This is a genomic window from Streptomyces sp. S186 (assembly GCF_051603415.1).
In the GTDB taxonomy this organism is placed as follows: Bacteria; Actinomycetota; Actinomycetes; order Streptomycetales; family Streptomycetaceae; genus Streptomyces.
Genome location: NZ_CP193932.1, coordinates 1,599,395 through 1,625,382 on the forward strand (window position 1 = coordinate 1,599,395; position 25,988 = coordinate 1,625,382).

A 25,988-nucleotide genomic window follows, 5' to 3' on the forward strand; every position below is an offset into this window, starting at 1 on the left:
GCTGTCTGTCAGCGCAGGCCGGGGATGAACTGGATCACCAGGTCGAGCACCTTGATGCCGGCGAAGGGCAGGACCAGGCCGCCGAGGCCGTAGAGCCAGATGTTGCGGCTCAGCAGTGCGGCGGCCGAGGACGGCCGGTAGCGCACGCCGCGCAGTGCCAGCGGGATCAGCGCGACGATGATCAGCGCGTTGAAGACGATCGCGGAGGAGATCGCCGAGGTCGGGCTGTGCAGGCGCATGATGTTGAGCTCGTCCAGGCCCGGATAGACGCTTGCGAACATCGCAGGGATGATCGCGAAGTATTTGGCGACGTCGTTGGCGATCGAGAAGGTCGTCAAGGCGCCCCGGGTGATGAGGAGTTGCTTGCCGATCTCGACGATCTCGATGAGTTTGGTCGGGTTGGAGTCGAGGTCGACCATGTTCCCGGCTTCCTTGGCGGCCGAGGTGCCGGTGTTCATCGCCACGCCGACGTCCGCCTGGGCGAGGGCCGGCGCGTCGTTCGTACCGTCCCCCGTCATCGCGACGAGCTTGCCGCCCTCCTGCTCGCGCCGGATGAGAGCCATCTTGTCCTCGGGGGTGGCCTCGGCGAGGAAGTCGTCCACCCCCGCCTCCTGCGCGATGGCGCGTGCCGTCAGTGGGTTGTCCCCGGTGATCATGATGGTCTTGATACCCATGCGGCGCAGTTCGTCGAAGCGTTCGCGCATGCCTTCCTTGACGACGTCCTTGAGGTGGATGACGCCCAGGACGCGGGCGGCGGGTGCGCCGTCGTGCCGGGTCACCTCGCCGACGACCAGCGGGGTGCCGCCGCTGGCGGAGATGCCGTCGACGATGGAGCCGACCTCTGCCGTGGGGTGGCCGCCGTTGTCGCGGACCCAGCGCATCACCGCCGTCGCGGCGCCCTTGCGCAGTGAACGCTGTTCCTGGGGGGCGTTGAGGTCGACGCCGCTCATCCGGCTCTGGGCGGTGAAGGGTACGAACTGCGCCTGAGCCAGCTCGCCTTCACTGCGTCCGCGCAGCGCGAACCGCTGTTTGGCGAGGACGACGATCGAGCGGCCCTCGGGTGTCTCGTCGGCAATCGAGGACAGCTGGGAGGCGTCCGCGAGTTCCTCGACGCCCACCCCGTCGACCGGCAGGAATTCGGCGGCCTGGCGGTTGCCGAGGGTGATGGTGCCGGTCTTGTCGAGCAGGAGAGTGTTGACGTCGCCCGCGGCCTCCACCGCTCGCCCTGACATGGCCAGCACGTTGCGTTGCACGAGGCGGTCCATGCCCGCGATGCCAATGGCCGACAGCAGGGCGCCGATGGTGGTGGGGATCAGGGCGACGACGAGGGCGACGAGGATGACGATGGTCTGCTCGGCGCCCGCGAAGAGGGCGAAGGGCTGCAGGGTCACCACGGCGATCAGGAAGACGATCGTGAGGGAGGCGAGCAGGATGTTGAGGGCGATCTCGTTCGGCGTCTTCTGCCGGGCGGCACCTTCGACCAGCGCGATCATCCGGTCAATGAAGGTCTCTCCCGGCCTGGAGGTGATCTTGACGACGATGCGGTCCGAGAGCACCTTCGTGCCACCGGTGACCGCCGACCGGTCCCCGCCCGACTCGCGGATCACCGGTGCCGACTCGCCGGTGATGGCCGATTCGTCGACGCTCGCGACGCCCTCGACCACATCGCCGTCACCCGGGATGATCTGCCCGGCCTCGACGACCACGTGATCGCCCAGCCGGAGGTCGATGCCGGGGACTTCCTCCTCCACGGCGTCGGTCGCGCCGGGCCGCCAGCCGGTGAGTCGCCTGGCCAGGGTCGTGGTCTTGGTCCGTCGCAGGGTCTCCGCCTGTGCCTTGCCGCGGCCCTCGGCCACCGCCTCGGCCAGGTTGGCGAAGACCGATGTCAGCCAGAGCCATGCCGTGATCACCCAGGCGAAGACACTGGGGGTCTTGATCGCCGACAGCGTGGTCAGGACGGCGCCGACCTCGACGACGAACATGACCGGGTTGCGGACCATCGCGCGCGGATCGAGCTTGTGCAGGGCGTCGGGGAACGACGTGAGCAGCTGGTGGGGGTCGAGCAGGCCGCCCGAGACCCGGTGCTGCGGGCCGGCGGAGGGCGGGGCGGGGGCGGGGAAGGCGGTCTTGGGCATCAGTGCAGACCTTCCGCCAGCGGGCCCAGCGCAAGGGCGGGGAAGTACGTCAGACCGACGACGATGAGGATCACGCCGGTCAGCAGTCCGACGAACTGCGGCCGGTGGGTGGGCAGCGTGCCCGCGGTGACCGGAACGGGCCGTTGCCGGGCGAGCGATCCGGCGAGCGCCAGCACGAACACCATTGGCAGGAAGCGGCCGATGATCATTGCGACGCCGAGCGCGGTGTTGTACCAGACGGTGTTCACGCTCAGTCCCGCGAACGCCGAGCCGTTGTTGTTCGCCGCGGATGCGAAGGCGTACAGCACCTCGGAGAAGCCGTGCGCCCCGGAGTTGAGCATGGCCGCCCGCTCGCCCGGGAAGGCCATCGCCAGCCCCGCGCCGACCAGCACGACCGCGGGCGTGGTCAGGATGTAGAGGGAGGCGTACTTCATCTCCTGGCCGCGGAGCTTCTTCCCCAGGTACTCCGGCGTGCGGCCGACCATCAGTCCGGCGACGAAGACCGCGACGATCGCCAGGATCAGGATCCCGTAGAGCCCGGAACCGGTGCCGCCGGGGGCGATCTCCCCCAGCATCATGTTGAAGATCGTCATCCCGCCGCCGCCCGGCGTGTATGAGTCGTGGAACGAGTCGACCGCCCCGCACGACGTCAACGTGGTGGAGACCGCGAACAGCACCGAGGCCCAGATGCCGAACCGCTGCTCCTTGCCCTCCATCATTCCGCCGGCGGCGTGGCCGGCCGCGCTGCTGACGCTGTGCAGCTCGTTGGCGGTGGTGATGGCGACCGAGGCCGCCCAGATCAGCGCCATGACGGCGACGATCGCGTAGCCCTGGCGGTTGTCGCCGACCATCTTCCCGAAGGCGCGGGGAAGGGAGAACGAGATCACCAGCATCAGGTAGATCTCGATCAGGTTGGTGAGCGCGTTGGGATTTTCGAAGGGATGGGCGGAGTTCGCGTTGTAGAAGCCGCCGCCGTTGGTGCCCAGTTCCTTGATCGCTTCTTGGGAGGCGACGGGACCGCCGGGAATGCGCTGATGGTTGCCCGCGATCGTGGTGATGTCGTGGAAGCCGTGGAAATTCTCGATGACGCCGGCTGCGACCAGGAGGATCGCGAAGACCAACGAGATGGGCAACAGCAGACGCACCACGATCCTGGTCAGATCCACCCAGAAGTTCCCGACCTGGTCGGTCTGGTTCCGGGTGAAGCCGCGGATGAGAGCGGCGACGACGGCGATGCCGACGGCGGCGGAGACGAAGTTCTGCACCGCGAGGCCGGCCATCTGCACCAGGTGGCCCATCGTCGACTCGCCCGCATACCACTGCCAGTTGGTGTTGGTGACGAACGAAGCGGCAGTGTTGAACGACTGGTCCGGGGTGATGGGCTTCACGCCGAGGGACAGCAGGAGATGACTCTGCAGACGCAGGAACGCGTACAGGAACAGCACCGAGACGAGCGAGAACGCCAGGGCGCTGCGGAGATACACCGACCACTTCTGATCGGCGTCGCCGTTCACCCCGCCCGCCTTGTAGATCAGGCGTTCCGACCGCCGGTGGCGAGCGGTGGTGAGGATGTGTGCCATGTAGTCGCCCAGCGGGCGGAAGGAGAGGACCAGCGCGGCCACGAGGGTGAGGATCTGAAGCCAGCCCGCGAGCGTGTCGTTCACCCGGGCCCTCTCCTAGAACTTCTCGGGGAAGATCAGGCAGACGACCAGATAGATCACGAGGCACGCCGCCACGATCAGGCCGACGACGTTTTCCACGCTCACAGTCGCCCGACCCCCTTGGCCACCAAGCCGATGAGGACGAACACGACGAACGTGAGGCCGATGTAGGCGACGTCCGACATGGGCGAGGCACCCCGCAGAGTCATCAGGGGCGGGACAGTCCGTCCCTCCCGTGTGCCGAGTCAGAATCTGACGCTATATCAGCTCTGGTTGTGGGCAACGCGAAGCCCGGCTGGCTGTTGGGGTGACGCCGACGTGCAGAGATGAGCGGTGCGGAGATGGCAGGTGCGGAGATTCACTTGGCGCGGCTGGATGCCGGGCCGCCGCCTGGCGCGGAGCCGGCAAGAGTGAGCGTCACCGTGAAGGCGGCCCCCTTGGTGGTCGTCTCCAGCGTCCCGTCCATTGCCTCAGCCAGGTCACGTGCAAGCCGCACGGCCAGGCTGCCGGCCCTGCCACCCGAAGCCCGGGAGGGCCCCGTGCTCGGTTCGGGGCCCAGGTCGGACACGCCGTCCCGCACCCGGATCCGCAGCCAGCCGTCCCGTGCCTCGGCGGTGACGACGGGGGGACGGTCCTGCGGACTATGGCGCAGCGCATCGGCTGCGAGGGCAGTCAGGGCGCGGGTGAGGAGGGCGGCGTCGGCAATCACGTCGGGCAGCTGCTCCGGCAGGCGCAGCACGATGGAGTGTCCGCCCGGCCCGAGGTCGTCCAGAGCGGCGCCCAGCACCTCGTTGAGGTCGACCGGGCGAAGGTAGAGGTCGAGTGCCCCGGCGTGCAGGCGGCCCAGATCGTCGAGGTCGGTGACGAGCTGCGCCGCGCGGTGCACCGCCGAGCGGGCAGTGCCCAAGAGGCGCGCTTCTTCCGGGGCCAGACCCCCGGTGCGTCGGCGCCGAAGGTGCGCGAGCGCTTCTTCGGCAGTGTGCAGCGGAGCGCGCAGATCACGGCCCGCCGCCAGGAGGAGAGATGCCCGGGTGCGTTCGGCGGTGGCGAGGGTGTCCGTGCGACCGAGCCGCCCGGCGATCCGCCCCCGCGCGTGGGCCAGGCCCAGTTCGGCGGCACATGCGGCCAGCACGCGTTGGTCCTCCGTGCTCAGCCCCGAGCCGCGGGCGGCCAGGGTGAGATCGTCGTCGACCGGGCTCTCCACATCCGCCTCGTAGGGCTTTTCCGGTGGCTGCTCCCCGGCGCTGGCGACCACGTACCAACGCGGTTCCGGGGATGCTTCCGGGTCCCGTTCGAGCAGGCTGACCGATGCCAGGCCGAAGTTCTCGCGGATCTGCTCGATGAGTGCCGGCAGGTCCTGACCGTGCATCATGCCGACCGCCAGGCGACTCAGCGCCCGCGCTTCCGACGTGGCACGTACGGCCTGGTGCGTACGCTGCGCAGCCGATCCCGCAGCCGTACCGACGAGCGCGGCCGTGGCGATGAAGACCACGAGCGCGATGATCTCGTCGGGGCGCGCGACGCCGAACGAGTGCACGGGCGCGGTGAAGTAGTAGTCGGCGAGCAGGGCCGCAGCGACGGCAGCGAGCAGGGCGGGGTAGATCCCGCCGACGAGAGCGACCAGGACGACGGCGAGCAGATAGACGACCAGATCGCTGGAGAGCCCGAGGTGGCCACGCAGTGCGGCCAGCAGAAGCGTCAGCAACGGCAGCAGGACCACGGTGCCGGCCAGGGCGGACCAGTAGCGCCTCGGGCCGATGCCGCGGCTCGGATGCGGAAGCCTCAGCGCAGCAGCCCCGGCGGCTTCCTTATGGGTGACGATGTGCACGTCGATGGGGCCCGAGCCCTTGATCGTCCGCTCTCCCGTGCCTGCCCGCAGGAGCGAGGCGAGACGGCCGTGCCGGCTCGCCCCCAGCACGATCTGGGTGACGTTCTCCGCCTCGGCGAACTGGAGCAGGGCATCGACGACGTCCTCGCCGGTGGTCTGGTGGTAGCTGCCGCCGAGCGACTCCAAGAGGGTGCGCTGGGTGTCCAGCACCGCCGGGTCGACGCGGGTCAGCCCGTCCTCCGGGACCACATGGAGGGCCAGCAGGTCGGTGCCCGGGGTCCGGGCGCTGATCCGTGCGGCGCGGCGGATGAGGGTCTCGCCCTCCGGGCCGCCGCTGAGGGCCACCAGGATGCGCTCCCGGGTCTCCCAGGGAACGGAGATGCCGTGCTCGGCGCGGTAGCGCTGAAGGCCCTCCTCCACACGGTCGGCCAGCCACAGCAGAGCCAGTTCGCGCAGCGCGGTGAGGTTGCCGACGCGGAAGTAGTGGGTCAGAGCGGATTCGATGCGATCCGGCGGATAGATGTCACCGTGCACCATGCGGCGGCGCAGGACCTCGGGGGGCAGGTCGACCAGTTCGATCTGGTCCGCGCGGCGGGCCACCTCGTCGGGCAGGGTCTCGCGCTGCCCGACCCCGGTGATCTGCCGGACCACGTCGTTGAGGGATTCCAGGTGCTGGACGTTGAGCGTGGTGACGACGTCGATACCGGCGGCCAGCAGCTCCTCGACGTCCTGCCACCGCTTGGCGTTGCGGGTCCCCGGCACGTTGGAATGCGCCAGCTCGTCGACCAGCGCGACCTGGGGACGGCGGGTCAGCACCGCGTCGAGATCCATCTCGGTGAAGGCAGCACCGCGATGGGTCAGGGTGCGACGGGGAAGGGTTTCCATGCCTTCGGCCATGACGGCGGTCGGCCGCCGCCCGTGCGGCTCGACGAAGCCCACGACCACGTCCGTGCCGAGCGAACGCAGACGCTGCCCCTCTTCGAGCATGGCGTAGGTCTTCCCCACCCCGGGGGCGGCCCCGAGGTAGATCCGCAACCGTCCACGTGCCACCGGCGGGCTCCTGCCAGGTCACTCAACATTTCGTCGCCTTCCATGGTGCGCCCCGACGACGCGTACCACCCGTATCTCGGCCCCCAGCCGTGGCACCGCCACCGAAGGCAACACCCTGAGGCCGCAGAGTTGGGACGCGCCGATGCCCGCCGTGGCGATCAGCCTGCCGGTGGCGGCCTGTACGTCTTCGGCGGTACGGCCGTGGACGAAGCCGGTGGCACCGCGCTCGGCGGGCCGACAGGCAGTCTCGAAGCCGCTGCCGGAGGTGGCGCCGGTCACCAGGACGGTGCGGGAGGAAAGGTCGACGATGGACATGGCCCAATCCGGGTAGGGCGGAGACGGGCATGCCAACGGCCCTCGCAGGGCCGGCCATGCGGAGGTGCACAAACGGGGCGCGGGGTCAGGTCACAGCGCCCCGTGGGGATGCGGGAGACGGATCAGCCGGAGGCGGATCTCTCCGGAGGACGCGGCGCACGACACGGAGCCGCCGGATGAGGCGGAGGGCCGAGCAGAAGCCAGTTGCTGTTCACGTCACCATCAGATGCACGGCCACTCGCGGCTGCAAGACGTCCTCCATGGCTCTTGATGCACCTCTTGATGAGCTGCCGACCTGACTGCGACAGTGCTCTCTTGGGCTGCGCGGGCCATCAGGGTTCCGTCAGGCGCCGGGCGGACGTCCGACTGTCCCGCTGTGGGCTCCGTAGAGTGGGGGCGTGCGGGGGATATGGCGTCTCGGCTGCTGGTCGGCGTTTGTGGTGCTGCTGGCGCTGGGGCTCAACATCTATGCCGGATTCCGGCTGGGGACCTATTTCGGCGGCGACCGGGCTACCGCGACCCTGGCGCGCTGTCATATCTCCAAGGGGACCCAGATGTGCCGGGCCAACTGGGTCCTGGCCGACGGTCGCCGGGGCAGCGGCGGGATTGAGGTGGGCCGGACTGACACGGAGGGAGAGCGCATCCCCGTACGGGCCGGTGCCGGGGGCGTCATCGACGACCGTCCCGGGAATCCGCCGGCCATTGCCTTCCTACCCGGTGTGCTGACTCTGCCGGCGATGGTGGTGCCTGGCGCCCGGATGCTGCTGGGGCGGCTGTGGCGCCGCCAGGTCAGGCTGCGGCTCCTGAGGACTGCCGCACCGGGCACGCAGCTGGTGTCGGACACGGCGCTGACCGACGGGGACGGCGCTACCCGGGCTGTCCTGCGCAGTGGCCATCCGGGCCCGGGATTCCACCCCTCGGCGCTGGTCACCGATGTGGTGGAGCCGAACGGGCTCCGGTACCGGCTGCAGCGCGGCCTCACCCTCCGGGTGCCCGTGGACACGGTGGTCTTCGCCCCCGGGGCGATGCCTACGGTGCCCCTCGCCGTGCTCAGTAAGACGGACGGCCGGGCAACCCACGTGGACATCTTCGACGGCCAGGGGATCCAGCTGGGCGTTCTCCGTCCCGCCAAAGGCTCCTGGGCGGGTGCGCACGAGGCCGTAGGTCCGCTCGGCGAGACCGTCGGCCTTGTCGTCCTGGAACCCAGCCGCCGGTCCGCGGTCTGCGCCCGCCGCCCCCGAGCCCCTGAGGGCGGCCATGCTCGCCTTCGCGGTCATGGGCAGCAGGCGCGTGCCCCAGAGGGTGGCGCAGGACGAAGGTGACTGGAACGCCCGGTACGGCATACGCCGCTGAGGGACGCCTGCCATGTCCGGGGCGAAGGCCGCGAGGCGACGGAGGTGAGCCAGGTTGCGGCCGGACTCACCGCCGGTTCGGTTGTGGCGGGGCTCCGCTCGCCGCGCGGTAGCAGTGGATGAGCGCGATCTGCGCCGCCGCGCGGGGCCGCCCGATGCCTCTCAAACACGGACCAGGCGTTCCGGCTGATCGGCGTAGTCCGCGCCTCCGATGTCATCTGCGCCACCGTCACCGCCACCGCAATCGACTTGATGTGCGGGGGGAGTTGATGTTGGTTCGGAGGTCGGGGAGGGGAGTGATGGCAGAGGGGAACCGGGGGACGGGGCGGCCGACAGCCGGGAGATGGTGCAGGCGGGGCGGCATCGACGTGGCGGGGCGGCGCTGCGACCGCCGCGCCCGATCCGCACGCATACGCCCGTGAGCAAGGCCGCCCAAATGTCCCGGCGCCCGGCCGATCCGGTACGGGACGCGCTGCTGATTCCGGTCGCCGCGCTGCTCGTCCTCGTGGGCGGGGCACTGTGGTCGCTCAGCTGGATGCCGGTGCCCTCGTTCGTACTGTGTGTGGTCGGCGGCTTCTGGCTGGTCGCGTCGGCGACCCGGCTGTTGCCTGATGGGGCGTTGTTCCCGCTGGTCGCGGTGCTGCTGTTCTTTGTGATGTTGGCTGCCGGGAAGCTGGCCGCGCTTGCGTCACAGGAGTTCTTCCTGGAGGTGCGGGGTGTGGTTCAGTCGCGCGGGTCACCGAGCAGCGCGGGAAGGTCACCTGGTGCGAGTGCACCATCCGCTACGGCGGTGCCACCGGGGCGCCCGGCCGCCTCGATTGCGGCGCGTCCGACCGGGTCGGCGAGGAGGTGGCGGTGGTGCGGGATCCGGGTGGGCTGGTCGAGCCGGACTTCGCCCAGGAGAAGGGGGCCTATCGGTTCCACGCGGTTCTCGCCTTGGTGAGCGAGATCGTGTTGGTGTTCCTCGCGGAGTTGGTGCTGGTCTTGGGAGTGGTCTTGCGCCGCGATGCCGCCCGCTCGGCCGCGGCTACCGACGGTCCCGGTCCGGCCGACGAGGGGTGAGGGGCGAGCGACGAGCGTCCCGCCGTGCGGTCTGTTCCGGCCCTGTCGGACAATGATCGCGACATGGCCATGGCGGCCGGTGTTGGGGGCGTGATGACGGGCGTGAAGCGGTCGGGTAGGGAGCAGCGGGAGAGCGATCCGGAGTACCCGCGCCGTCCGGTGCTGACCGCGCTGTCGGTCCCGGTGGCCGCACTACTGTCGTTCGTCGGTGGGGTGTTGGGACCGTTGAGCGGGATGGTGGTGCCCGCGGTTGCCCTGATGATGGGCGGCGCCATCTGGCTGGCGTGGGCGGTGCTGTCGCTGTGCCCCTCCCGTGTGCTGCGGGTGGTGGCCATGGTGTTGATGATCGCCCCGATGTTCGCCGCGCCGCTGTGCGCCATGGACGCGTCCCGGGCGCTCGTCCTACAGGCACGGGGCGTGTCGCGGCCGGCCGTCATCACACGGATCACGGTTCATCACGTGAAGTCGACCACGTACGACTGCACGGTCCGCTACGGGAGTTCCGCCAAGGCGGCGACCGACGCCGTCGGCTGCGGTGACGACGACCGGGTGGGCGACCACGTGAAGGTGGTGCGGGACCCTGGGGAACTGGTCGCACCGGAATTCGACGGGCGGGTGCGTGCTTCCCGGGCCGAGGTCGGGCTCGCCGCCGGGTGGGAGGCCGCTTTGCTGACCGTCTCGGCTTCCGCGGTCGCCGTCGGCGCCGTCGTCCGCCTCGTATCCCGCAGCCGTGCGGCCACCCGAACCACCGGCCCCTGACGGACGGTTCGTCGCCCTCCGCGACACACGCCATGACCTCACCCGGCCTGTCGTTGTCTGGGCAGCCGGCGACAACGCCGAGAACCTCGCCACTACCGACCCCACCGGCAGCCACACCGACAGCGAGCTGCGTCGCGAACGCCACCGGGCGATTCGCCGCGATGCTTCTGCCGCTCCTCGCCGGGACCGCTGTGACGGTGGCGGCCGCGATGCGCGACCGGCGCACGCCCGTGAACTGAGCACCCGGGCGGGGCGGTGAGGGCGTCGGGGAACCCCGGCTCATCAGGGGTGCGTCAAAAGCATTGCGGCCCTCTTGAAGGCGGCTGCCGGGCGGAATTTGATGGAGCTGTGAACAGCGCCTGGCTCCTTCTCGACCGTCCTCCTCATCCGGGGGTCCCGTGTCGTGCGCCGCGCTGCCCGGAGACGTCCGCCGCACGCTGAGCCCTCTCCCGCATTCGGACGGGGCGCCCTGACCCCATCGGGCGCCCCGCCTCTTTGTGCACCCGTACGTCATGGCCCTGAGCGGCCAGTACAGAGCACTCGACCCTTTTTGTTCTCTTCCCGCGAATGGATCATGTCCGTCTTCGACCTTTCCTCCCGTACCGTCCTGGTGACCGGCGCCACCTCCGGCATCGGCTACGAAACCGCCCGCCACCTCGCCGAACGCGGGGCCACCGTCCTCGTGCACGGCCGCACCGCCGAGGCAGCGCAGGCAGCCGCCGACCGGCTCGTCGCCGCCGCGGGCATCGACGCCGAACAACTGCACGCGTTCTCCGCGGACTTCACGCGTCTGGAGGAGGTCGAGACGATGGCGCACCGCGTCCTCACCGAGCACCCGCGGCTGGACGTCCTGGTCAACAACGCCGCCACCGCAGCGCCCGAACGCCACACCCTCACCCCCGACGGCAACGAGATCGCCCTCCAGGTCAACTTCCTCGCCCACTACCTGCTGACCTGCCTGCTGGAGCCGGCCCTCACCAGCCAGCCCGGCGGACGCGTCGTCAACGTCTCCTCCTCGCTGCACCGCACCGCCTCCATCCAGTGGAACGACCCCCAGCGCGCCCGCCGCTACTCCCGGCTCGCCGCCTACGCCCAGTCACAGCTGGCACTCACCGTCTTCGCCGCCGACCCCCGGGTCACCGCGGTCTCCGTCCACCCGGGCGTCTGTGAGACGGACCTGCTCTCCCTCTACGGCATCGAGGGCGGCACCGCGGCACAGGGCGCGGCCCATGTGGTCCGGCTGTGCGACCCGGCCATCGACGTCATCAACGGCGCCTACTACGACCGCGACAAGCGCGTCGAGCCGGCGCCCACCGCCACGGGGGACCGCACCGTCAGGCGCCTCAGCAAGCTCGCCGACCAACTCGTCGGCCGGCACGCCTGAGCCACGTACCACTAACTGAGGGGCCATCAGGCAGCCTCCCGTAAAACGAAAGGCACATACGCGTCCCATGTCCAAGCGCGCCCGCAAGAAGAAGGCTCGTCGCAAGAAGAAGGCCAACCACGGCAGCAAGGCCGGCCAGAGCTGAAGCACCGGGCGGGGCGGCGTTCGGTCGCCCCACCCGTGCACCCTGCGAGCGTCACAAGGAGCCCCCGTGATCGAGCTGTCTCCCACACAAGCCACCTCAGTGGCCCACTGGTTCGCTGCCGGGCCCCCTGGGACGAAGGCCCTTGCCGAACACGCGCTGACCCCGGGAGCCGGTCACTGGTGGGCCGACCGCCCCGTCGCTCCCCGAGCCGTCGCGGTGGCTTGCGCCGACCACCTGCTGCTCCGCGGCGACCCAACCGCCCTCGCCCCGCTCGCGCTCGCCCCGTTCGCTGCGCACTACGTCCAGGCACCGGCCCGCTTCCTCCCCCTGCTGGGCAGCGCGTTCGACCTCATCGTGCCGTGGGAGCGCATGGGACACGTCCACCGCGTTCCCGTATTGCCGCCGCGCCCGCCCCGCGGAGTGACGGTGCGTCGGCTGACACCCGCGGATGCTCCCGCGGTTGCCGCGTTGGGGCCCGAGTCGGCCTGGCTTCATGCCAGTTGGGGCGGATCGGCCGGGCTCGCCGCTTCCGGTCACGGCTGGGCGGCTTTCGAGAAGGACCGTGTGCTCGCGGTGGCCTGCACGTACTTCCGCGGCAGCGCATACGAGGACATCGCCTGCCTCACCGCCCCCGAACACCGCCGCCAGCGCCTCGCACTGGCCTGCGTCGCTGCCCTGTGCCAGGACATCGCCGCCCGCGGCCACACCCCCACCTGGACCTGTTCCCGCGATAACCGCCCCAGCCGGCTCCTCGCCTGGACCGCCGGCTTCCGCCTGGAGCACGAGTACGTCCACTACCGCACCGGGCGGCCCGCCCGCCCCGTCGCAGGGCTCGCCGCCTGAACACCCCCGACGTCGAGGAGTCCTCTTGAAGACACGCTGCACCCCCCTCACCACCCTCGCGTCGGCGAAGGTCCTCAATGGCGGCCACGAACTGTCCCGGTTCCCGGGCGCTGTGCGTCAGGTGCGGACCGGCCTGTAGATCACTCCGGCGAGCGGGGAGTGAACGGTCCATCCCAGGGCCTCGTACAGCGCCCGGCCGTCCATGCTCGCTGCGAGAACGCCCACCGTGGCGCCGCGCGCCGTCGCGGCGTTCGCCAGCGTGTGCATCACCAGTGTGCCCAGCCCCCGGCGCCGGTGGGCGGGATCGGTCTAGACCCGGTCGACGACCGCGGTCTCGCCGGTGGCCGCGATCTGTCCGCGTGCGGCGGGGTCCCCGTCGTGGCTGAGGACGCGTACACAGGTGACGGCCTCGTGCGTTTCGGTCGTGACACGGTAGCCGCAAGGAGGTTGTGCCGTGCCTGGTTGCAGATCGGCAGCCAGCAGGAAGGCGGGGTTCCGGCTGTCCGGTACCCAGTCCGCGCCGATCCACGAGACCAGCGTCTCCAAGGGCATCAACGCCTTTATTCGGGTGCCGGGTGCGCCGGTGCTGCGGGCCACGGTGCGGACGGTCACCCCGTCGGTGTCAATCAGCACGTGGCGGGTTGTGTGGTTCGGGAGGCCGACATCGACGCGGAGGCCCCAGGTTTTCTCCACCGGCGGGGGTGTTCGCCGGGAGACGGTCCAACCCGCCACCCATGCCCTGGCGAGATCCGGCAACTGCTGTGCTGTGCCCGTGTTCACGGGGCGACACGGTAGTCCGGTTCCGGGCCCACTGATCAGCCGAGGCGCGTGCTGCCGGGTCATGAGGCCGAAGGCGTGCTGTCGGCATGTCGAGTCCGGTGGCGGCAGGCATCCGTCGACGTTGCCGCCTGAGACCGGTTGACACAAGAGCCCCGGTGTCCATGTATCCCGGCCACCGGGCCATCCGGCCCCGCGCAGGCTCGAGCCCACAGGGGTCTGTCCCCTGTTCGGGCTGGGATGTCCCGCGGGGCGCCGTTCTCAGCTGCTGAGTGGATGAAGGGGATCGCTTGGCCCGTGGAAACGGGGCCGGTGACGCTGAGCTCGTGTCCATCGCACCTACCGATGGACGGTCAGGAATGCCCGCGTGGTCTCCGGTAGCCCACCGCATCCGCGGGGCGAGGCCGAGAAACGAAGTCTCTGGTGGCGTCGCTCGCGAGCCGAGGTCAGCCATCCGCACCCCACGCGTTTGCGGCCCGACCGACCTTCAGTGATTCAGTGTTGCTAAGTACCGGTAGATAGCGTTACTGTATAGCAGTAGTCAGCAGCAACAAGTAGCTGAAGAGGGATCCCATGAGCAAGCAGATGACAGAGATGCTCAAGGGGACACTGGAGGGCATCGTCCTGGCGATCCTGTCCGGCCGCCCCGCGTACGGCTACGAGATCACGGCACGACTGCGGGAGCAGGGGTTCTCCGACATCGCCGAGGGCACCATCTACGCGCTGCTCGTCAGGATCGAAAAGCGCGGCCTGGTCGACGTGGAGAAGGTCCCTTCCGAGAAGGGGCCGCCGCGCAAGGTGTATTCCCTGAACACTCAGGGACGTGAGTATCTCGATGAGTTCTGGAGGACCTGGGGCTTCCTCGCAGAACGACTGGAACAGCTCCGTGAAGGGGGCGGATGACATGTCCGACGCAGAAGAGCACGGCTTTCTCTCCAAGGTGATCGGGCCCAAGAGGCGTTGGTGGGCGTACAAGGCGCGCGTCAAGGAGCTTCCCGAGAACTACCGCACGGCGGTCGACGCGATCGAGCGGTACCTCATGCACTTCGTGCCGACGGACGACGACAGCGCGTCCTCCGCGTTCGAGGACCTTGCCGACCTGTTCGAGCAAGCCGCGGCAGACGGCACGGCGATCCGTGATGTCGTCGGGGACGACCCGGCGGAGTTCGTCGAGGAGTTCGCGCAGAACTACACGACGGGCGGCTACGTCCCCGCCCGTGCGCGGAAGCGGCTGGCCGAGGTCATGGAGCGCGTCGCCGGCTAGGCCATCGGAAAAGACCGCACGACGCCGGGCACGGCACATCGCGCCCGGGCCGGGCACTACTTTCTCAACCCTCTGCACGATCGCGACCTCTGCACGGTCTGCGCGACCTGCAGGGTCGGCGACGACGCGGCCACGCGGCATGCCCGCCTGGCCGGCGAGTTCACGCCGCACTTGTCAGTAGCGGCATCAGGACGGCGACAGCCGATAGCAGCGCAATCGACGCTGCGTATGTCATGAACGACTCAATCGCGCGCGCCTCGGGCCGCGAACCTGGCCACGCCGAACCCACCTCGTGCCGCGCCCAGGGCTGCCCCGGAGCGCCACACCGGGACGTGACCGTCCTGCAGATCGAGCACCGCACGTATCCGAACACCGCACACATCGAACGTTGCACGTGAGGAGATTCATCATGGGACAAGGCAACAGCAGCTTCTCCGAAGCCGGGCTGCGCAGACTGCGCGAGGTACTGGCACGGCACGTCGAGTCCGGGAAGATTCCCGGGCTGGTCGCCCTGGTCAGCCGGGGCGAGCAGACGCACGTCGAGGCGATCGGGACGATGCGCCATGACGGTGGCGCGCCGATGCGCCGGGACACGATCTTCCGGATGGCCTCGACGACCAAGCCGGTCGCGGTCGCGGCGGCGATGGTCCTGCTGGACGAGTGCCGGCTGCGGCTGGACGACCCGGTAGACCCGTGGCTGCCGGAACTGGCCGACCGGCAGGTGCTCAAGCGGCCCGACGGCCCGCTGGACGACACCGAGCCGGCGCGACGCCCGATCACCGTACGGGACCTGCTCACCTCCACGTTCGGGCTCGGACTGGATATGACGGCGATGGGCTCCCCGATGATGGGCGCGCTCTTCGAGCGCAGGGTCTACGGCGAGAACGGATGGCTGCTGCCGGCGGTCGAGCCGGACGAGTGGATGCGCCGCCTGGGCACACTGCCGCTGATGTACCAGCCCGGCCAGCGGTGGCAGTACAACATCAGCAACGACGTGCTCGGCGTGCTGGTGGCCAGGGTCACCGGCCAGTCCTTCGAGACGTTCCTGCGCGAGCGCATCTTCGCCCCGCTGGGCATGAAGGACACCGGCTTCCACGTGCCCGCCGACAAGATCGACCGGCTGCCGCCCCTGTACGCCCCCGACCCGCAGACCGGACAGTTCAAGGTGGAGGACCCGGCCGAAGGGGGACACCACAGCAAGCCCCCGGCCTTCGCCTCGGGCGGTGGCGGACTGGACTCCACCGCCGACGACTACCACGCCTACTTCCGGATGCTGCTCAACGGCGGGATGCACGCAGGCGAGCGGATCCTGTCCCGGGCCGCCGTCGAGCTGATGACCACCAACCGCCTCCCCGCCGAGCAACTGGCCGCCCGAGAAACCCTGGCCCGCAACCTCGTCCATCTGTCCTACGGCCAGGGACAGCAGGGCGGTTGGGGCTTCGGCATGGCCACCCGAACCTACCGCGGTGACTACGCACCCATCGGCCAGTTCGGCTGGGACGGCGGAAGCGGCACCACCACCTACGCCGACCCGCACAACCAACTCATCGGCATCCTCCTCACCCAGACCGGGACGTCCACCCCGGACTCGACACAGGCCATCACCGACTTCTGGACCACCCTCTACCAGGCCCTCGACGACTGACACCGGCGCTGAACACTGCGACCGACTCAGCACAGTCGCAAACAGCACCTTCAAGGGGGCTCGGCGCCACAACGCCGAGCCCCCCCCACAACAACGAGGGCGCGGAAGCGACCCCTCCGCGCAATGACCGCCGACCAGGCCCAGGCCCGCGCCCCACATGCGGGACTCAAAGAAGTCCCGCCGACATCACACACCCCACCCCACCTCAACCAACCAAGGGGGAACAACACATGACGAAGCACGGCACTTCCGCGGCCCGTTCACCGTGGACCGGCATGCTGCCGGTGGACGACACGGCCCTGGCCGTCACCGACACCGGCGGCCCCGGCATCCCCATCGTCTACCTCAACGGCCACGTCGCCACTCAGGGATACTGGCGGCGGGTCCTCGCCGAACTGGGGCCGGGGTGGCGGCACATCACCTACGACATGCGGGCCCGCGGCAAGTCGAAGCGCTCGGCGGACCCCAATTCGTTCGAGACGCACCTGCGGGACGTCGATGCCGTTCTCGCGGCCAGGGGCGTGGACCGGGCGCTGGTGGTGGGCTGGTCCTACGGAGCGTTCCTCGCGGCGCACTGGGCCAGCCGGAATCCCGGCCGTACCGTGGGCGCGGTCCTGGTCGAGGGCGCGCAACCGGACGACTGGCTGGATGCGGCCATGGAGCAGCGGATCCGGAAGCTGTTCCGACGGCTGAGCCCGATCCTGCTGCTGCTGCGCCCGACGGGCCTGACCCCGCGGATGACCGCCGCACAGGTCGCGGACAGCAACATCGAGGCCGGGGTGATCGCCCGTGCGCGCAACCTGGGCCCCGTACTGGACAACATCACCGTCCCGACCCGGTACGTGGTCGCCTCGGGGAAGTCCTTCGGAAGCAAGGGTGACGAGCAGGAACGGCACCGCGCCACCCTCCCCGCGGTGGCCGCCCGCAACCCGAACATCACCATCCACCCGAAGGTCGCCAGCACCCACGCTTCGATCCTGAAAAAGGACTTCCGCGCCGTCGCCGCGGCTGTACGCCAGGTCGCCGCCCCCAACCACACCAGGGCCCGCAAGTCCTGACCGGGACTGGCGGTTGGCCAGGCAGCGGCCTGCACCGGCGTCACGGAGCAGGCCACGCGGCACCACCGGTAGTTCGCCGTCCGCCAACCGGCGCTGTCCCACTGCCCCGACCGCAGGTAGCCGGTGGGGGACGAGGCATCCCGGATGCATGACGGCGCGGAACCGGCTCGTGCGCTCAGCGACCTACGGACGCAGCTGCTACGGCGGGCAGGGAGACGACCATCGTCAACCCGCCACCAGGTGTCTCCTCGGGCGTGAGAGTGCCGTCCATCGCCTCGGTGAGCCCCCGGGAGAGTGCGAGACCGAGCCCGAGGCCGGTGGTGTTGTCGGTGTCGCCGAGCCGCTGGAAGGGCTCGAACGCCCGCTCCCGGTCGGGCAGTTGGATTCCCGGTCCACGATCGACGACCCTCAGCTCCACCCACCCGGCCAGCGCGCTGGCGCCGATCGTCACCGGGCACCCGGTGGGCGAGTGCCGTACCGCGTTGGACACCAGGTTGGCGATGACGCGCTCCAGCAGTGGTGCGTCCGCGAGCACATCAGGAACGTCGTCCAACCCCTGGGGCACCACGTTCACGACCGCGTGCGGGGGTGAGCCGGGCAGGGTGTCCAGCGCTGCCGGGAGTACGTCGGCGAGCGCGACCGGCTCCAGGTGCAGGGTCAGCGCCCCGGCCTGGAGTCTGCTCATGTCGAGCAGGTTGTCGACCAGGCGGCTGAGCTTGGCCAGGGATTCCTCGGCGGTGGCCAGGAGTTCCTCGCGGTCCTCGGGAGAGAAGTCGACCTCACGGCTGCGCAGTGAACTGATCGCGGCCCAGCAGCCGGCCAGCGGCGTACGCAGGTCGTGGCCGACCGCGGCGAGGAGTGCGGTGCGCATGCGGTTGGCCGCCTTGACCGGTTCGACCTCTGCGGCGGCCTCGGCAAGCCGGGCGCGTTCCACTGCCGCGGTCAGATGCGCCGCGAAGGCCGTGAGGACGCGGTGCTCGGCGGCCGGCAGCCGGCGTCCGCTGAGCACCAGGACGCTGTCGTCCCCTATCGCAACTCTGGTTTCGTGATCGTCACCCTCGCCACCGCGATCGGGCGACGAGGCGCCCATGACACCGGAATCCGTTTCCCTTCGTCGCCGACGCAGTTCGACGCCGTCCATGCCGAAGGTCTCCCGGGTCCGTTCCAGGAGGACGGACACCGCCCGCTCCCCGCGCAGGATGCCGCCCGCCAACGAGATGAGGGTCTCCGCTTCGGCGGTCGCCCGCGCGGCCCGACGACTCAGCCGCATCGAACGGTCGACGATGGCGGCGACGGTGACGGCGACGGTCGTCAAGGCGGCCTGGGCGACCGCCATGTTGGTACCACCGAAGGTGAATTGGCCGATGGGTGGGACGAAGTAGTAGTTCAGCAGCAGGGAGGTCGTCACCGAGGCAAGCAGAGCGGAGACCACGCCACCGATACAGGCCACGCCCAGCACCGTGAGCAGGAAGAGCAGCGCCTCGCTGGTCAGGTTGAGCGACAACGGGCCGGAGACGACGCGCAGTAACTGGGTCAGCAGCAGGGGAAGCACGAGGCCGGCCACCGGTCCGGCCACCCGCCGGGAACGCGGCAGACCGCTTCCCGGCGCGACCCATCTCCGTCCTGCGCCGGCACGTTCATGCGTCACGGTGTGCACGTCGATGTCACCGGAGAGTTCGACCACGGTCTCCCCCACTCCCCGGGGGATCAGGACACGCCGCAATCGGCCTCGTCGGCTGGCGCCGATGACCAGTTGGGTCGCGTTCTGCGACCGCGCGAAGTCCAGGAGGGCGGCGGGCACGTCGTCGCCCACCACCGCGTGGTAGCTGCCCCCGAGGCTCTCGACGAGTTGCCGCTGTTCGGCGAGCGCGGCGGGCGATGAGCCGGCCAAGTTGTGACTGCGGGTGATGTGGACGGCCAGCAGGGCGCCGCTGGACGAACGGTCCACGATGCGGGCGGCGCGGCGGATCAGCGTAGCGCCCTCGGGCCCGCCGGTGAGGGCCACCACCACCCGCTCGCGGGTCTCCCAGACCGGGCTGATGTGGTGCTCGTGCCGGTACTTGCACAGTGTGTCGTCCACCCGGCCCGCCACCCACAGCAGCGCCAGCTCCCGCAACGCGGTGAGGTTCCCGAGCCGGAAGTAGCGCGACAGTGCCGCGTCGACCTTCTCCGGCGGGTGGATGTTGCCGTGGGCCATACGGCGCCGCAGGCCCTCGGCCGGCAGGTCGACGAGTTCGACCTGGTCGGCCCGGCGGACGAACTCGTCGGGGACGGTCTCGTACTGCGGCACCCCGGTGATCTTCTCGACGACGTCGCTGAGGGAGTCCAGGTGCTGGATGTTGAGGGTGGTAACGACGTCGATCCCGGCGCCGAGCAGTTCCTCGACGTCCTGCCACCGCTTGGTGTTGCGGCCGCCCGGTGCGTTGGTGTGGGCGAGTTCGTCGATGAGCACCACCTGTGGCCGCAGTTCCCACACCCGGTCCAGGTCGGCCTCGGCGAAGTCGGCACCCCGATGCCTGCGCTGCACCGGCGGAAGGACGTCCAGCCCGTCGAGCATCGCCTCGGTGTGCGGACGGCCGTGGCACTCTGCGAAGGCCACCACCACACGGGTTCCGCGCGCAGCCCGGCGACGCGCCTCGTCCAGCATCCGGTACGTCTTGCCCACCCCTGGAGCAGCCCCCAGAAAGACCTTGAGCCGGCCGGGACGCGTCCCCGGCTCATCGGTCGCATCGCCGCCCCGCGCCATCGCGTACTCCTCCACGTACCCCTCTTCAGGAAAGCCGCACGCCGGGCGGCATGGCGGAGGACTGCTCACGGCATGGCGTCCGACGGCGTGCGAGGTTTGGAGAGCATCGTCACTTCGCTGCGGCAAACATCGCGGAAAAGTTCGAAGACGTTGACGCATCCCTGACCCCTTCGCCCATGCCGTGCCCCACCCGGCGAAGGGCACGCGTCCGCGTACCGCCGCCTGCCCCGGCTCTCCTGGGCGGCCCGGCTGCCGTCATGGCGCCGTCAGGGTCTCGCGCGCCCGCGTAAGGGAAGCGCCAACGAGAGGCGACCGCTCCATCGGCGACGCTTCGATGAACGGGACGGACACGCGGGATGCGGACGCGGCACGGAATCGCGGCTCGGGTCACGCGAGGGCGGCACAGGAGAAGGAGCGTGGCCCATGGCCGAACCCCTCGGTCGGCGGGTGGTGGCCGGCGTGAGTGGTTCGCTGGGGAGCCTGACGGCGCTGCACCGGGCCGCCGCCGAAGCCCGCATGCGGGGTGCGGCACTGTGGGCCGTACTGGCCTGGGAACCGCCAGGTGGCGACATCCCCAGCCGCGGCGGGGCATCCCCCCGTCGCTGGCCGCCAAGTGGCATCGCATGGCGAGCGAACAGCTCATGGACGCGCTGGACACCGCCTTCGGCAGCGACGGGCCGGGGGTCCCGCTCGAGCGCCTGGTCGCGCCCGGCAAACCCGGCAGAGTGCTGCTGGCGGCCGCCGACCGAGGCGACGACCTTCTGGTGATCGGTGCCGGCGCCCGCGGCAGGCTGCGTCGCGCGGTGCGGCCCTCCGTCTCCCGGTACTGCGTGGCACGTGCCTGCTGCACCGTACTGGCCGTCCCCCCTACTTCCCTGCACGGCACCCTCACCGCCGTACACCGCCGCAACATGTGGAAACTTCCGCTCACCACCCGGGGGTTGACGATCTGACCGTCCCGCCCGCGGTTCGCCGGGGCCCTGTCGCCCGCCCCGTCGGAGCGGGTGGACTCCTGACGGGCATCCCGGCGCGGCCGAATCGGTGCGGTGGCGTGACCGAGGGGCCCGAACGGCAGGAAATCGGACGGCTCGGCTGACCGGTCGAACAGGGCCGAGCGGCTGGTCACCGCCGGCCTGCGGTTCCGGTTTCTCACCGCCGGGCACTGCGCTTGTCGCGTGCCCCTCCCGGGTTGCCCTCGCGTGCGTTAGGGATGCATCAAGGCCGCGCCCTTGGCCATAAAGGCCGTGTCAACGAAGGACACAATCGAGCCATCTTCGCGATTCCCTCTCCTGGTCCGTTCACCCGAACCTCTCCTCAGGAGTTCACGTGGCCGATGTGGCTTTCGTGGTCGCCACGATCGCGCTGTTCGCGCTGGTGGCCCTTGTCGCCAGGGGGGTGACGAAGCTGTGACTGCCGAGAATCTGATCGGCCTGATCGTGGCCGTCGCCCTGCTGGGCTATCTCGTCCTCGCCCTTGTGTTCCCGGAGAGGTTCTGAGCCGCAAACATGAGCCCCGTTCTTGCTGATGTGCTCCAGGTCTCCGCGCTGATCGTCGCGCTGGCCCTGGTGCACCGCCCGCTCGGCGACTACATGGCCGCCGTCTACTCCTCCAACAAGCACCTGCGCGTGGAGAAGTGGATCTATCGCAGCGTCGGCGCCAACCCGGATGCGGAGATGCGCTGGCCCGCGTACCTGCGCGGCGTCCTCATATTCTCCGCGGTCAGCGTGCTGTTCCTGTACCTGCTTCAGCGCGTGCAGGACAAGCTGCCGCTGTCGCTCGGCTTCAAGGCGATCACTCCGGACCAGGCATTCAACACCGCCGCCTCGTTCGTCTCCAACACCAACTGGCAGTCGTACTCGGGTGAAGTGGCCATGGGCCATGTCACCCAGACCGCCGGTCTGGCGGTGCAGAACTTCGTCTCGGCCGCCGTCGGCATGGCCGTCGCCATAGCGCTCGTGCGCGGCTTCGCCCGTTCACGCAGCGGCGAGTTGGGCAACTTCTGGGCCGACCTGGTGCGCGGCACGATCAGGGTCCTGATCCCGCTCGCCGCCGTCGCCGCGGTCATCCTGGTGGCGTGCGGTGCGATCCAGAACTTCGGCGACATCCACCACCTCAGCACGCTCACCGGTGACCGGCAGGCCCTCAGCCCGGGTGCCGTGGCCTCCCAGGAAGCCATCAAGGACCTGGGCACCAACGGTGGCGGTTACTTCAACGCCAACTCCGCGCACCCCTTCGAGAATCCCAACGGGCTCTCCAACCTGCTGGAGATCTTCCTGCTGCTGGTGATCCCGTTCTCGCTGCCGCGCACCTTCGGCAGGATCGTCGGCTCGGTCAAGCAGGGCTACGCGATCGTCGCGGCCATGGGCCTGATCTGGTTCGGTGCCGTGATCGCCGTGACGTGGCTGGAGTACGCGCACCCGGGCACCGCCTCGCAGCTCGCGGGCGGCGCGATGGAGGGCAAGGAGCAGCGGTTCGGAGAGGGCGCCTCGTCCCTCTTCTCCGTCTCCACGACGATGACCTCCACGGGGTCGGTCAACTCCTTCCACGACTCGTTCAGCGGTCTGTCCGGCGGTGTGCTGCTGCTGGGCATGATGCTCGGCGAGATCTCTCCCGGCGGTGTGGGGTCGGGCCTGTACGGCATGCTGGTGATGGCGATCATCGCGGTGTTCATCGCCGGCCTGATGGTCGGCCGCACGCCGGAGTACCTGGGCAAGAAGATCAGCACGCGCGAGATCAAGCTCGCCGCCTGCTACATCCTGATCACCCCGGCGCTGTGCCTGATCGGCACGGCTGTGGCGATCGCCCTGCCGGACGGCAAGGAAGCCATGACCAACATCGGTCCCCACGGCTTCTCCGAGGTGCTGTACGCCTACACCTCGGCCTCGAACAACAACGGCTCCGCCTTCGCCGGTTTCGGTGCCAACACGCCGTTCTTCAACACCACGCTCGGTCTGTGCATGCTGCTGGGCCGGTTCCTGCCGATGGTGTTCGTCCTGGCGCTGGCCGGCTCGCTCGCCGAGCAGCAGCCGGTCCCGGAGACCGCGGGCACCCTGCGTACCGAGAAGCCGCTCTTCACCGGGCTGCTGACCGGCACGATCCTGATCATCACCGGTCTGACGTTCTTCCCGGCCCTCGCGCTGGGCCCGCTCGCCGAAGGGCTGACGTCATGACCACCAAGACAGACCAGACACAGAAGCACGAGGACGACATGGCCGCCAGCTCAACGGGTTCCCCGACCCGGGCGCCGCACAGCGATGTGCCGACCGGCCACAAGGACGAAGGCCGGGTCGGCGCGGGTCTCTTCGAGCCCAGGCAGTTGCTGAAGTCGCTGCCGGACGCCTTCCGCAAGCTCGACCCCCGGGTGATGGTCAAGTCCCCGGTCATGTTCGTGGTGTTGATCGGCTCGGTGGTCACCACCGCACTGGCCGTCACGGATCCGGGTGACTGGTTCGGCTGGGCGATCGCCGTCTGGCTGTGGCTGACCACGATCTTCGCCAACCTGGCGGAGGCGGTCGCCGAGGGCCGCGGCAAGGCGCAGGCCGACACCCTGCGCAAGGCCAAGACCGACACCGTCGCCCGCCGGCTGAACGGCGACGTGGAGGAGCAGGTCCCCGGCACCGAGCTGCGCGTGGATGACCTGGTGGTCTGCGAGGCCGGCGACATCATCCCCGGCGACGGCGACGTCGTCGAGGGCGTCGCCTCCGTCGACGAGTCCGCCATCACCGGTGAATCGGCGCCTGTCATCCGGGAGTCCGGCGGCGACCGCTGCGCCGTCACCGGTGGCACGAAGGTCCTCTCCGACCGCATCGTCATCAAGATCACGACGAAGCCCGGCGAGACCTTCATCGACCGGATGATCAACCTCGTCGAGGGTGCCGCCCGTCAGAAGACGCCCAACGAGATCGCGCTGAACATCCTCCTCGCGTCCCTCACCATCGTCTTCCTGCTGGCCGTCGTCACGCTCAAGCCGTTCGCCCTCTACGCGGGCGCCGACAAGCAGACCTCCATGATCGTGCTGACCGCCCTGCTGGTCTGCCTGATCCCCACGACGATCGGCGCACTGCTCTCGGCGATCGGCATCGCGGGCATGGACCGCCTGGTCCAGCGCAACGTCCTGGCCATGTCGGGACGGGCGGTCGAGGCCGCCGGCGACGTCTCGACGCTGCTGCTCGACAAGACCGGCACCATCACCCTGGGCAACCGCCAGGCCGCGGAGTTCGTGCCTGTGCGCGGGACGACGGAGGCCGAGGTCGCCGACGCCGCCCAGCTCTCCTCGCTGGCCGACGAGACTCCCGAAGGCCGCTCGATCGTCGTCCTGGCCAAGGAGAAGTACGGGCTGCGCGAGCGGCACCAGGGCGAACTGGCCGACGCCGAGTGGATCGCCTTCACCGCCCAGACCCGTATGTCGGGCGTGGACGTGGACGGCCGCAAGGTCCGCAAGGGTGCGACCGGTTCCGTCCTGGCCTGGGTCCAAGAGCGCGGCGGCTCGGTGACCGAGGACGCCGACACGCTGAGCAACGCCATCTCGCAGGCCGGCGGCACGCCGCTGCTGGTGGCCGTCGAGGACGACAAGGGCCCCCGGGTCCTCGGCGTCATCCACCTCAAGGACGTCGTCAAGGAGGGCATGCGCGAACGCTTCGAAGAGCTGCGCAAGATGGGCATCAAGACGGTCATGATCACGGGTGACAACCCGCTGACCGCCAAGGCCATCGCCGAGGAGGCCGGCGTCGACGACTTCCTCGCCGAGGCCACGCCCGAGGACAAGATGGCGCTCATCAAGCGCGAGCAGGCCGGCGGCAAGCTCGTCGCGATGACCGGTGACGGGACGAACGACGCCCCGGCGCTGGCCCAGGCCGACGTGGGCGTGGCGATGAACACCGGCACGTCGGCCGCCAAGGAGGCCGGCAACATGGTCGACCTCGACTCCAACCCGACCAAGCTCATCGAGATCGTCGAGATCGGCAAGCAACTCCTCATCACCCGGGGCGCGTTGACGACGTTCTCGATCGCCAACGACGTCGCCAAGTACTTCGCGATCATCCCCGCGATGTTCTCGGTGGCCTACCCGGGCCTGGACAAGCTCAACATCATGGGCCTGGCCTCGTCCCAGTCGGCGATCCTCTCCGCGGTCATCTTCAACGCGCTGATCATCATCGCGCTGGTCCCGCTCGCCCTGAAGGGCGTGCAGTACCGGCCGATGAGCGCCGACAAGATGCTGCGACGCAACCTCGCCCTCTACGGACTCGGCGGCCTCATCGCACCCTTCATCGGCATCAAACTCATCGACCTGCTCATCTCTCTGATCCCCGGAATCGGGTGACCGCCGTGAACAACTCCGTACGTAGCACCGCCCGGTTGACGTGGGCCGCTGTGCGCATGCTGCTGGTCCTCACGGTCGTGTGCGGCGTCATCTACCCGCTGGTCGTCACAGGCATCGCGCAGGGGCTCTTCCACGACAAGGCCAACGGCTCCGAGGTGACGGTCGACGGCAAGGTCGTCGGCTCCGAACTCATCGGCCAGAGCTGGAACATCAAGGGCACCAAGAACCCCGACCCCAAGTGGTTCCAGGGCCGCCCCTCCAACAGCGACTACGACCCGATGGCCACCGGCTCCAGCCAGCTCGGCGCCAGCGACCCCAAGCTGGTCAAGAACGTCAAGGCGGCCAAGAAGCAGGTCGCCGAGTTCAACGGCGTGCCACAGTCCGAGGTTCCCAAGGACGCGGTCACCGGCTCGGCCTCCGCCATCGACCCCGGCATCTCGCCCGCCTACGCCGAGATCCAGGTCAAGCGCGTGGCCCAGCACAACGGACTCAGCGTCGCGCAGGTCGAGAAGCTGGTGCAGGACAACATCACCGGCCGGACCGCCGGATTCCTCGGCGAGCCGGCGGTGAACGTCCTCAAGCTGAACATCGCGGTCAGGGAACTCGCAAAGAAGTGAGAAGCCGTGTCGTGGGTGGCATGCCAG

At 69.6% G+C, this 25,988-nt stretch carries 21 protein-coding genes and 1 pseudogene; 14 read left to right on the forward strand and 8 right to left on the reverse strand.

What is annotated here, in order from left to right; all coding sequences use genetic code 11:
- Window positions 1-8 precede the first annotated feature (8 nt).
- The 5 genes from kdpB (ACRAS8_RS06995) to ACRAS8_RS07015 all read right to left on the reverse strand — a co-directional run bounded on the left by kdpB (ACRAS8_RS06995) (window position 9) and on the right by ACRAS8_RS07015 (window position 6,989).
- Window positions 9-2,135 carry a potassium-transporting ATPase subunit KdpB gene (gene kdpB, locus ACRAS8_RS06995; protein ID WP_438484900.1) on the reverse strand — a complete coding sequence of 709 codons (2,127 nt, stop codon included), beginning with the start codon at window positions 2,133-2,135 and terminating at the stop codon, window positions 9-11.
- Window positions 2,135-3,799, reverse strand: a complete 1,665-nt coding sequence (gene kdpA / locus ACRAS8_RS07000; protein ID WP_438484901.1) for a potassium-transporting ATPase subunit KdpA — start codon at window positions 3,797-3,799, stop codon at window positions 2,135-2,137. Before kdpA (ACRAS8_RS07000) ends, kdpB (ACRAS8_RS06995) begins: the two co-directional genes overlap by 1 nt.
- A 12-nt stretch (window positions 3,800-3,811) precedes the next feature.
- A complete protein-coding gene (gene kdpF / locus ACRAS8_RS07005) occupies window positions 3,812-3,901 on the reverse strand; it encodes a K(+)-transporting ATPase subunit F (protein WP_397803476.1) in 90 nt (29 codons plus the stop codon).
- A 253-nt stretch (window positions 3,902-4,154) separates the two neighbouring features.
- Window positions 4,155-6,674: a DUF4118 domain-containing protein gene (locus tag ACRAS8_RS07010; RefSeq protein WP_438484902.1), complete on the reverse strand. Its 2,520-nt coding sequence runs from the start codon at window positions 6,672-6,674 to the stop codon at window positions 4,155-4,157.
- Between the two features lie 18 nt (window positions 6,675-6,692).
- Window positions 6,693-6,989, reverse strand: a complete 297-nt coding sequence (locus tag ACRAS8_RS07015) for a hypothetical protein (protein WP_438484903.1) — start codon at window positions 6,987-6,989, stop codon at window positions 6,693-6,695.
- 398 nt (window positions 6,990-7,387) lie between these two features.
- Here ACRAS8_RS07015 and ACRAS8_RS07020 point away from each other — a divergent pair, with 398 nt between their 5' ends.
- The 5 genes from ACRAS8_RS07020 (at window position 7,388) to ACRAS8_RS07040 (ending at window position 12,534) form a co-directional block, all read left to right on the forward strand.
- A complete protein-coding gene (locus ACRAS8_RS07020) occupies window positions 7,388-8,311 on the forward strand; it encodes a hypothetical protein (protein ID WP_438484904.1) in 924 nt (307 codons plus the stop codon).
- Window positions 8,312-9,196: 885 nt separating this feature from the next.
- A complete protein-coding gene (locus tag ACRAS8_RS07025) occupies window positions 9,197-9,403 on the forward strand; it encodes a hypothetical protein (RefSeq protein ID WP_438484905.1) in 207 nt (68 codons plus the stop codon).
- Between the two features lie 63 nt (window positions 9,404-9,466).
- A complete protein-coding gene (locus tag ACRAS8_RS07030; RefSeq protein ID WP_438484906.1) occupies window positions 9,467-10,162 on the forward strand; it encodes a hypothetical protein in 696 nt (231 codons plus the stop codon).
- A 574-nt stretch (window positions 10,163-10,736) separates the two neighbouring features.
- Window positions 10,737-11,546, forward strand: coding sequence for an SDR family NAD(P)-dependent oxidoreductase (locus ACRAS8_RS07035; RefSeq protein ID WP_438484907.1), 810 nt, complete (start codon window positions 10,737-10,739; stop codon window positions 11,544-11,546).
- Between the two features lie 211 nt (window positions 11,547-11,757).
- Window positions 11,758-12,534 (forward strand): GNAT family N-acetyltransferase, encoded by a 777-nt coding sequence (locus ACRAS8_RS07040; RefSeq protein WP_438484909.1) that lies wholly within the window; start codon window positions 11,758-11,760, stop codon window positions 12,532-12,534.
- A gap of 117 nt (window positions 12,535-12,651) precedes the next feature.
- On the opposite strand, the pseudogene ACRAS8_RS07045 reads toward ACRAS8_RS07040, so the two are convergent.
- Together ACRAS8_RS07045 and ACRAS8_RS07050 are read right to left on the reverse strand one after the other, a co-directional pair.
- Window positions 12,652-12,831, reverse strand: a pseudogene (locus tag ACRAS8_RS07045) (GNAT family N-acetyltransferase); the annotation flags it as partial.
- 12 nt (window positions 12,832-12,843) lie between these two features.
- Entirely contained in the window at window positions 12,844-13,167 is a 324-nt protein-coding gene (locus ACRAS8_RS07050; protein WP_438484910.1) for a hypothetical protein, read from the reverse strand.
- A 717-nt stretch (window positions 13,168-13,884) separates the two neighbouring features.
- Between ACRAS8_RS07050 and ACRAS8_RS07055 the strand changes: the two genes are divergently transcribed.
- The 4 genes from ACRAS8_RS07055 (at window position 13,885) to ACRAS8_RS07070 (ending at window position 17,278) form a co-directional block, all read left to right on the forward strand.
- Window positions 13,885-14,214: a PadR family transcriptional regulator gene (locus ACRAS8_RS07055; protein WP_438484912.1), complete on the forward strand. Its 330-nt coding sequence runs from the start codon at window positions 13,885-13,887 to the stop codon at window positions 14,212-14,214.
- Window position 14,215: 1 nt separating this feature from the next.
- On the forward strand, window positions 14,216-14,575 hold the full coding sequence (locus tag ACRAS8_RS07060; protein ID WP_438484913.1) for a DUF1048 domain-containing protein: 360 nt from the start codon (window positions 14,216-14,218) through the stop codon (window positions 14,573-14,575).
- 409 nt (window positions 14,576-14,984) lie between these two features.
- On the forward strand, window positions 14,985-16,220 hold the full coding sequence (locus tag ACRAS8_RS07065) for a serine hydrolase domain-containing protein (protein ID WP_438484914.1): 1,236 nt from the start codon (window positions 14,985-14,987) through the stop codon (window positions 16,218-16,220).
- Window positions 16,221-16,450: 230 nt separating this feature from the next.
- Entirely contained in the window at window positions 16,451-17,278 is an 828-nt protein-coding gene (locus tag ACRAS8_RS07070; RefSeq protein WP_438484916.1) for an alpha/beta fold hydrolase, read from the forward strand.
- Between the two features lie 175 nt (window positions 17,279-17,453).
- On the opposite strand, the gene ACRAS8_RS07075 is transcribed toward ACRAS8_RS07070, so the two are convergent.
- Complete coding sequence (locus ACRAS8_RS07075; protein WP_438490366.1) at window positions 17,454-20,024, reverse strand: ATP-binding protein; 2,571 nt, start codon at window positions 20,022-20,024, stop codon at window positions 17,454-17,456.
- Between the two features lie 623 nt (window positions 20,025-20,647).
- On the opposite strand from ACRAS8_RS07075, the gene ACRAS8_RS07080 reads away from it, so the two are divergent.
- The 5 genes from ACRAS8_RS07080 to kdpC all read left to right on the forward strand — a co-directional run bounded on the left by ACRAS8_RS07080 (window position 20,648) and on the right by kdpC (window position 25,961).
- Entirely contained in the window at window positions 20,648-20,977 is a 330-nt protein-coding gene (locus ACRAS8_RS07080; protein WP_438484918.1) for a universal stress protein, read from the forward strand.
- 453 nt (window positions 20,978-21,430) lie between these two features.
- The gene (gene kdpF, locus ACRAS8_RS07085) at window positions 21,431-21,520 is read left to right on the forward strand and encodes a K(+)-transporting ATPase subunit F (protein WP_018542562.1); all 90 of its coding nucleotides are present in this window, start codon (window positions 21,431-21,433) and stop codon (window positions 21,518-21,520) included.
- 9 nt (window positions 21,521-21,529) lie between these two features.
- Window positions 21,530-23,194, forward strand: coding sequence for a potassium-transporting ATPase subunit KdpA (gene kdpA / locus ACRAS8_RS07090; RefSeq protein WP_438484921.1), 1,665 nt, complete (start codon window positions 21,530-21,532; stop codon window positions 23,192-23,194).
- Entirely contained in the window at window positions 23,191-25,344 is a 2,154-nt protein-coding gene (kdpB, locus tag ACRAS8_RS07095) for a potassium-transporting ATPase subunit KdpB (RefSeq protein WP_438484922.1), read from the forward strand. Before kdpA (ACRAS8_RS07090) ends, kdpB (ACRAS8_RS07095) begins: the two co-directional genes overlap by 4 nt.
- Before the next feature lie 5 nt (window positions 25,345-25,349).
- Window positions 25,350-25,961, forward strand: coding sequence for a potassium-transporting ATPase subunit KdpC (gene kdpC / locus ACRAS8_RS07100; protein WP_438484924.1), 612 nt, complete (start codon window positions 25,350-25,352; stop codon window positions 25,959-25,961).
- Window positions 25,962-25,988: the final 27 nt, after the last annotated feature.

Excerpts from the sequence above, each read along its gene's own strand:
- ACRAS8_RS07075 (WP_438490366.1), bottom strand. The coding sequence starts at position 20,024 with ATGGCGCGGGGCGGCGATGCGACCGATGAGCCGGGGACGCGTCCCGGC.
- ACRAS8_RS07060 (WP_438484913.1), top strand. The coding sequence starts at position 14,216 with ATGTCCGACGCAGAAGAGCACGGCTTTCTCTCCAAGGTGATCGGGCCC.
- kdpA (WP_438484921.1), top strand. The coding sequence starts at position 21,530 with ATGAGCCCCGTTCTTGCTGATGTGCTCCAGGTCTCCGCGCTGATCGTC.
- ACRAS8_RS07030 (WP_438484906.1), top strand. The coding sequence starts at position 9,467 with ATGGCCATGGCGGCCGGTGTTGGGGGCGTGATGACGGGCGTGAAGCGG.
- ACRAS8_RS07080 (WP_438484918.1), top strand. The coding sequence starts at position 20,648 with ATGGCGAGCGAACAGCTCATGGACGCGCTGGACACCGCCTTCGGCAGC.
- kdpB (WP_438484900.1), bottom strand. The coding sequence starts at position 2,135 with ATGCCCAAGACCGCCTTCCCCGCCCCCGCCCCGCCCTCCGCCGGCCCG.
- kdpB (WP_438484922.1), top strand. The coding sequence starts at position 23,191 with ATGACCACCAAGACAGACCAGACACAGAAGCACGAGGACGACATGGCC.
- ACRAS8_RS07055 (WP_438484912.1), top strand. The coding sequence starts at position 13,885 with ATGAGCAAGCAGATGACAGAGATGCTCAAGGGGACACTGGAGGGCATC.
- ACRAS8_RS07015 (WP_438484903.1), bottom strand. The coding sequence starts at position 6,989 with ATGTCCATCGTCGACCTTTCCTCCCGCACCGTCCTGGTGACCGGCGCC.
- ACRAS8_RS07035 (WP_438484907.1), top strand. The coding sequence starts at position 10,737 with ATGTCCGTCTTCGACCTTTCCTCCCGTACCGTCCTGGTGACCGGCGCC.
- ACRAS8_RS07070 (WP_438484916.1), top strand. The coding sequence starts at position 16,451 with ATGACGAAGCACGGCACTTCCGCGGCCCGTTCACCGTGGACCGGCATG.
- ACRAS8_RS07065 (WP_438484914.1), top strand. The coding sequence starts at position 14,985 with ATGGGACAAGGCAACAGCAGCTTCTCCGAAGCCGGGCTGCGCAGACTG.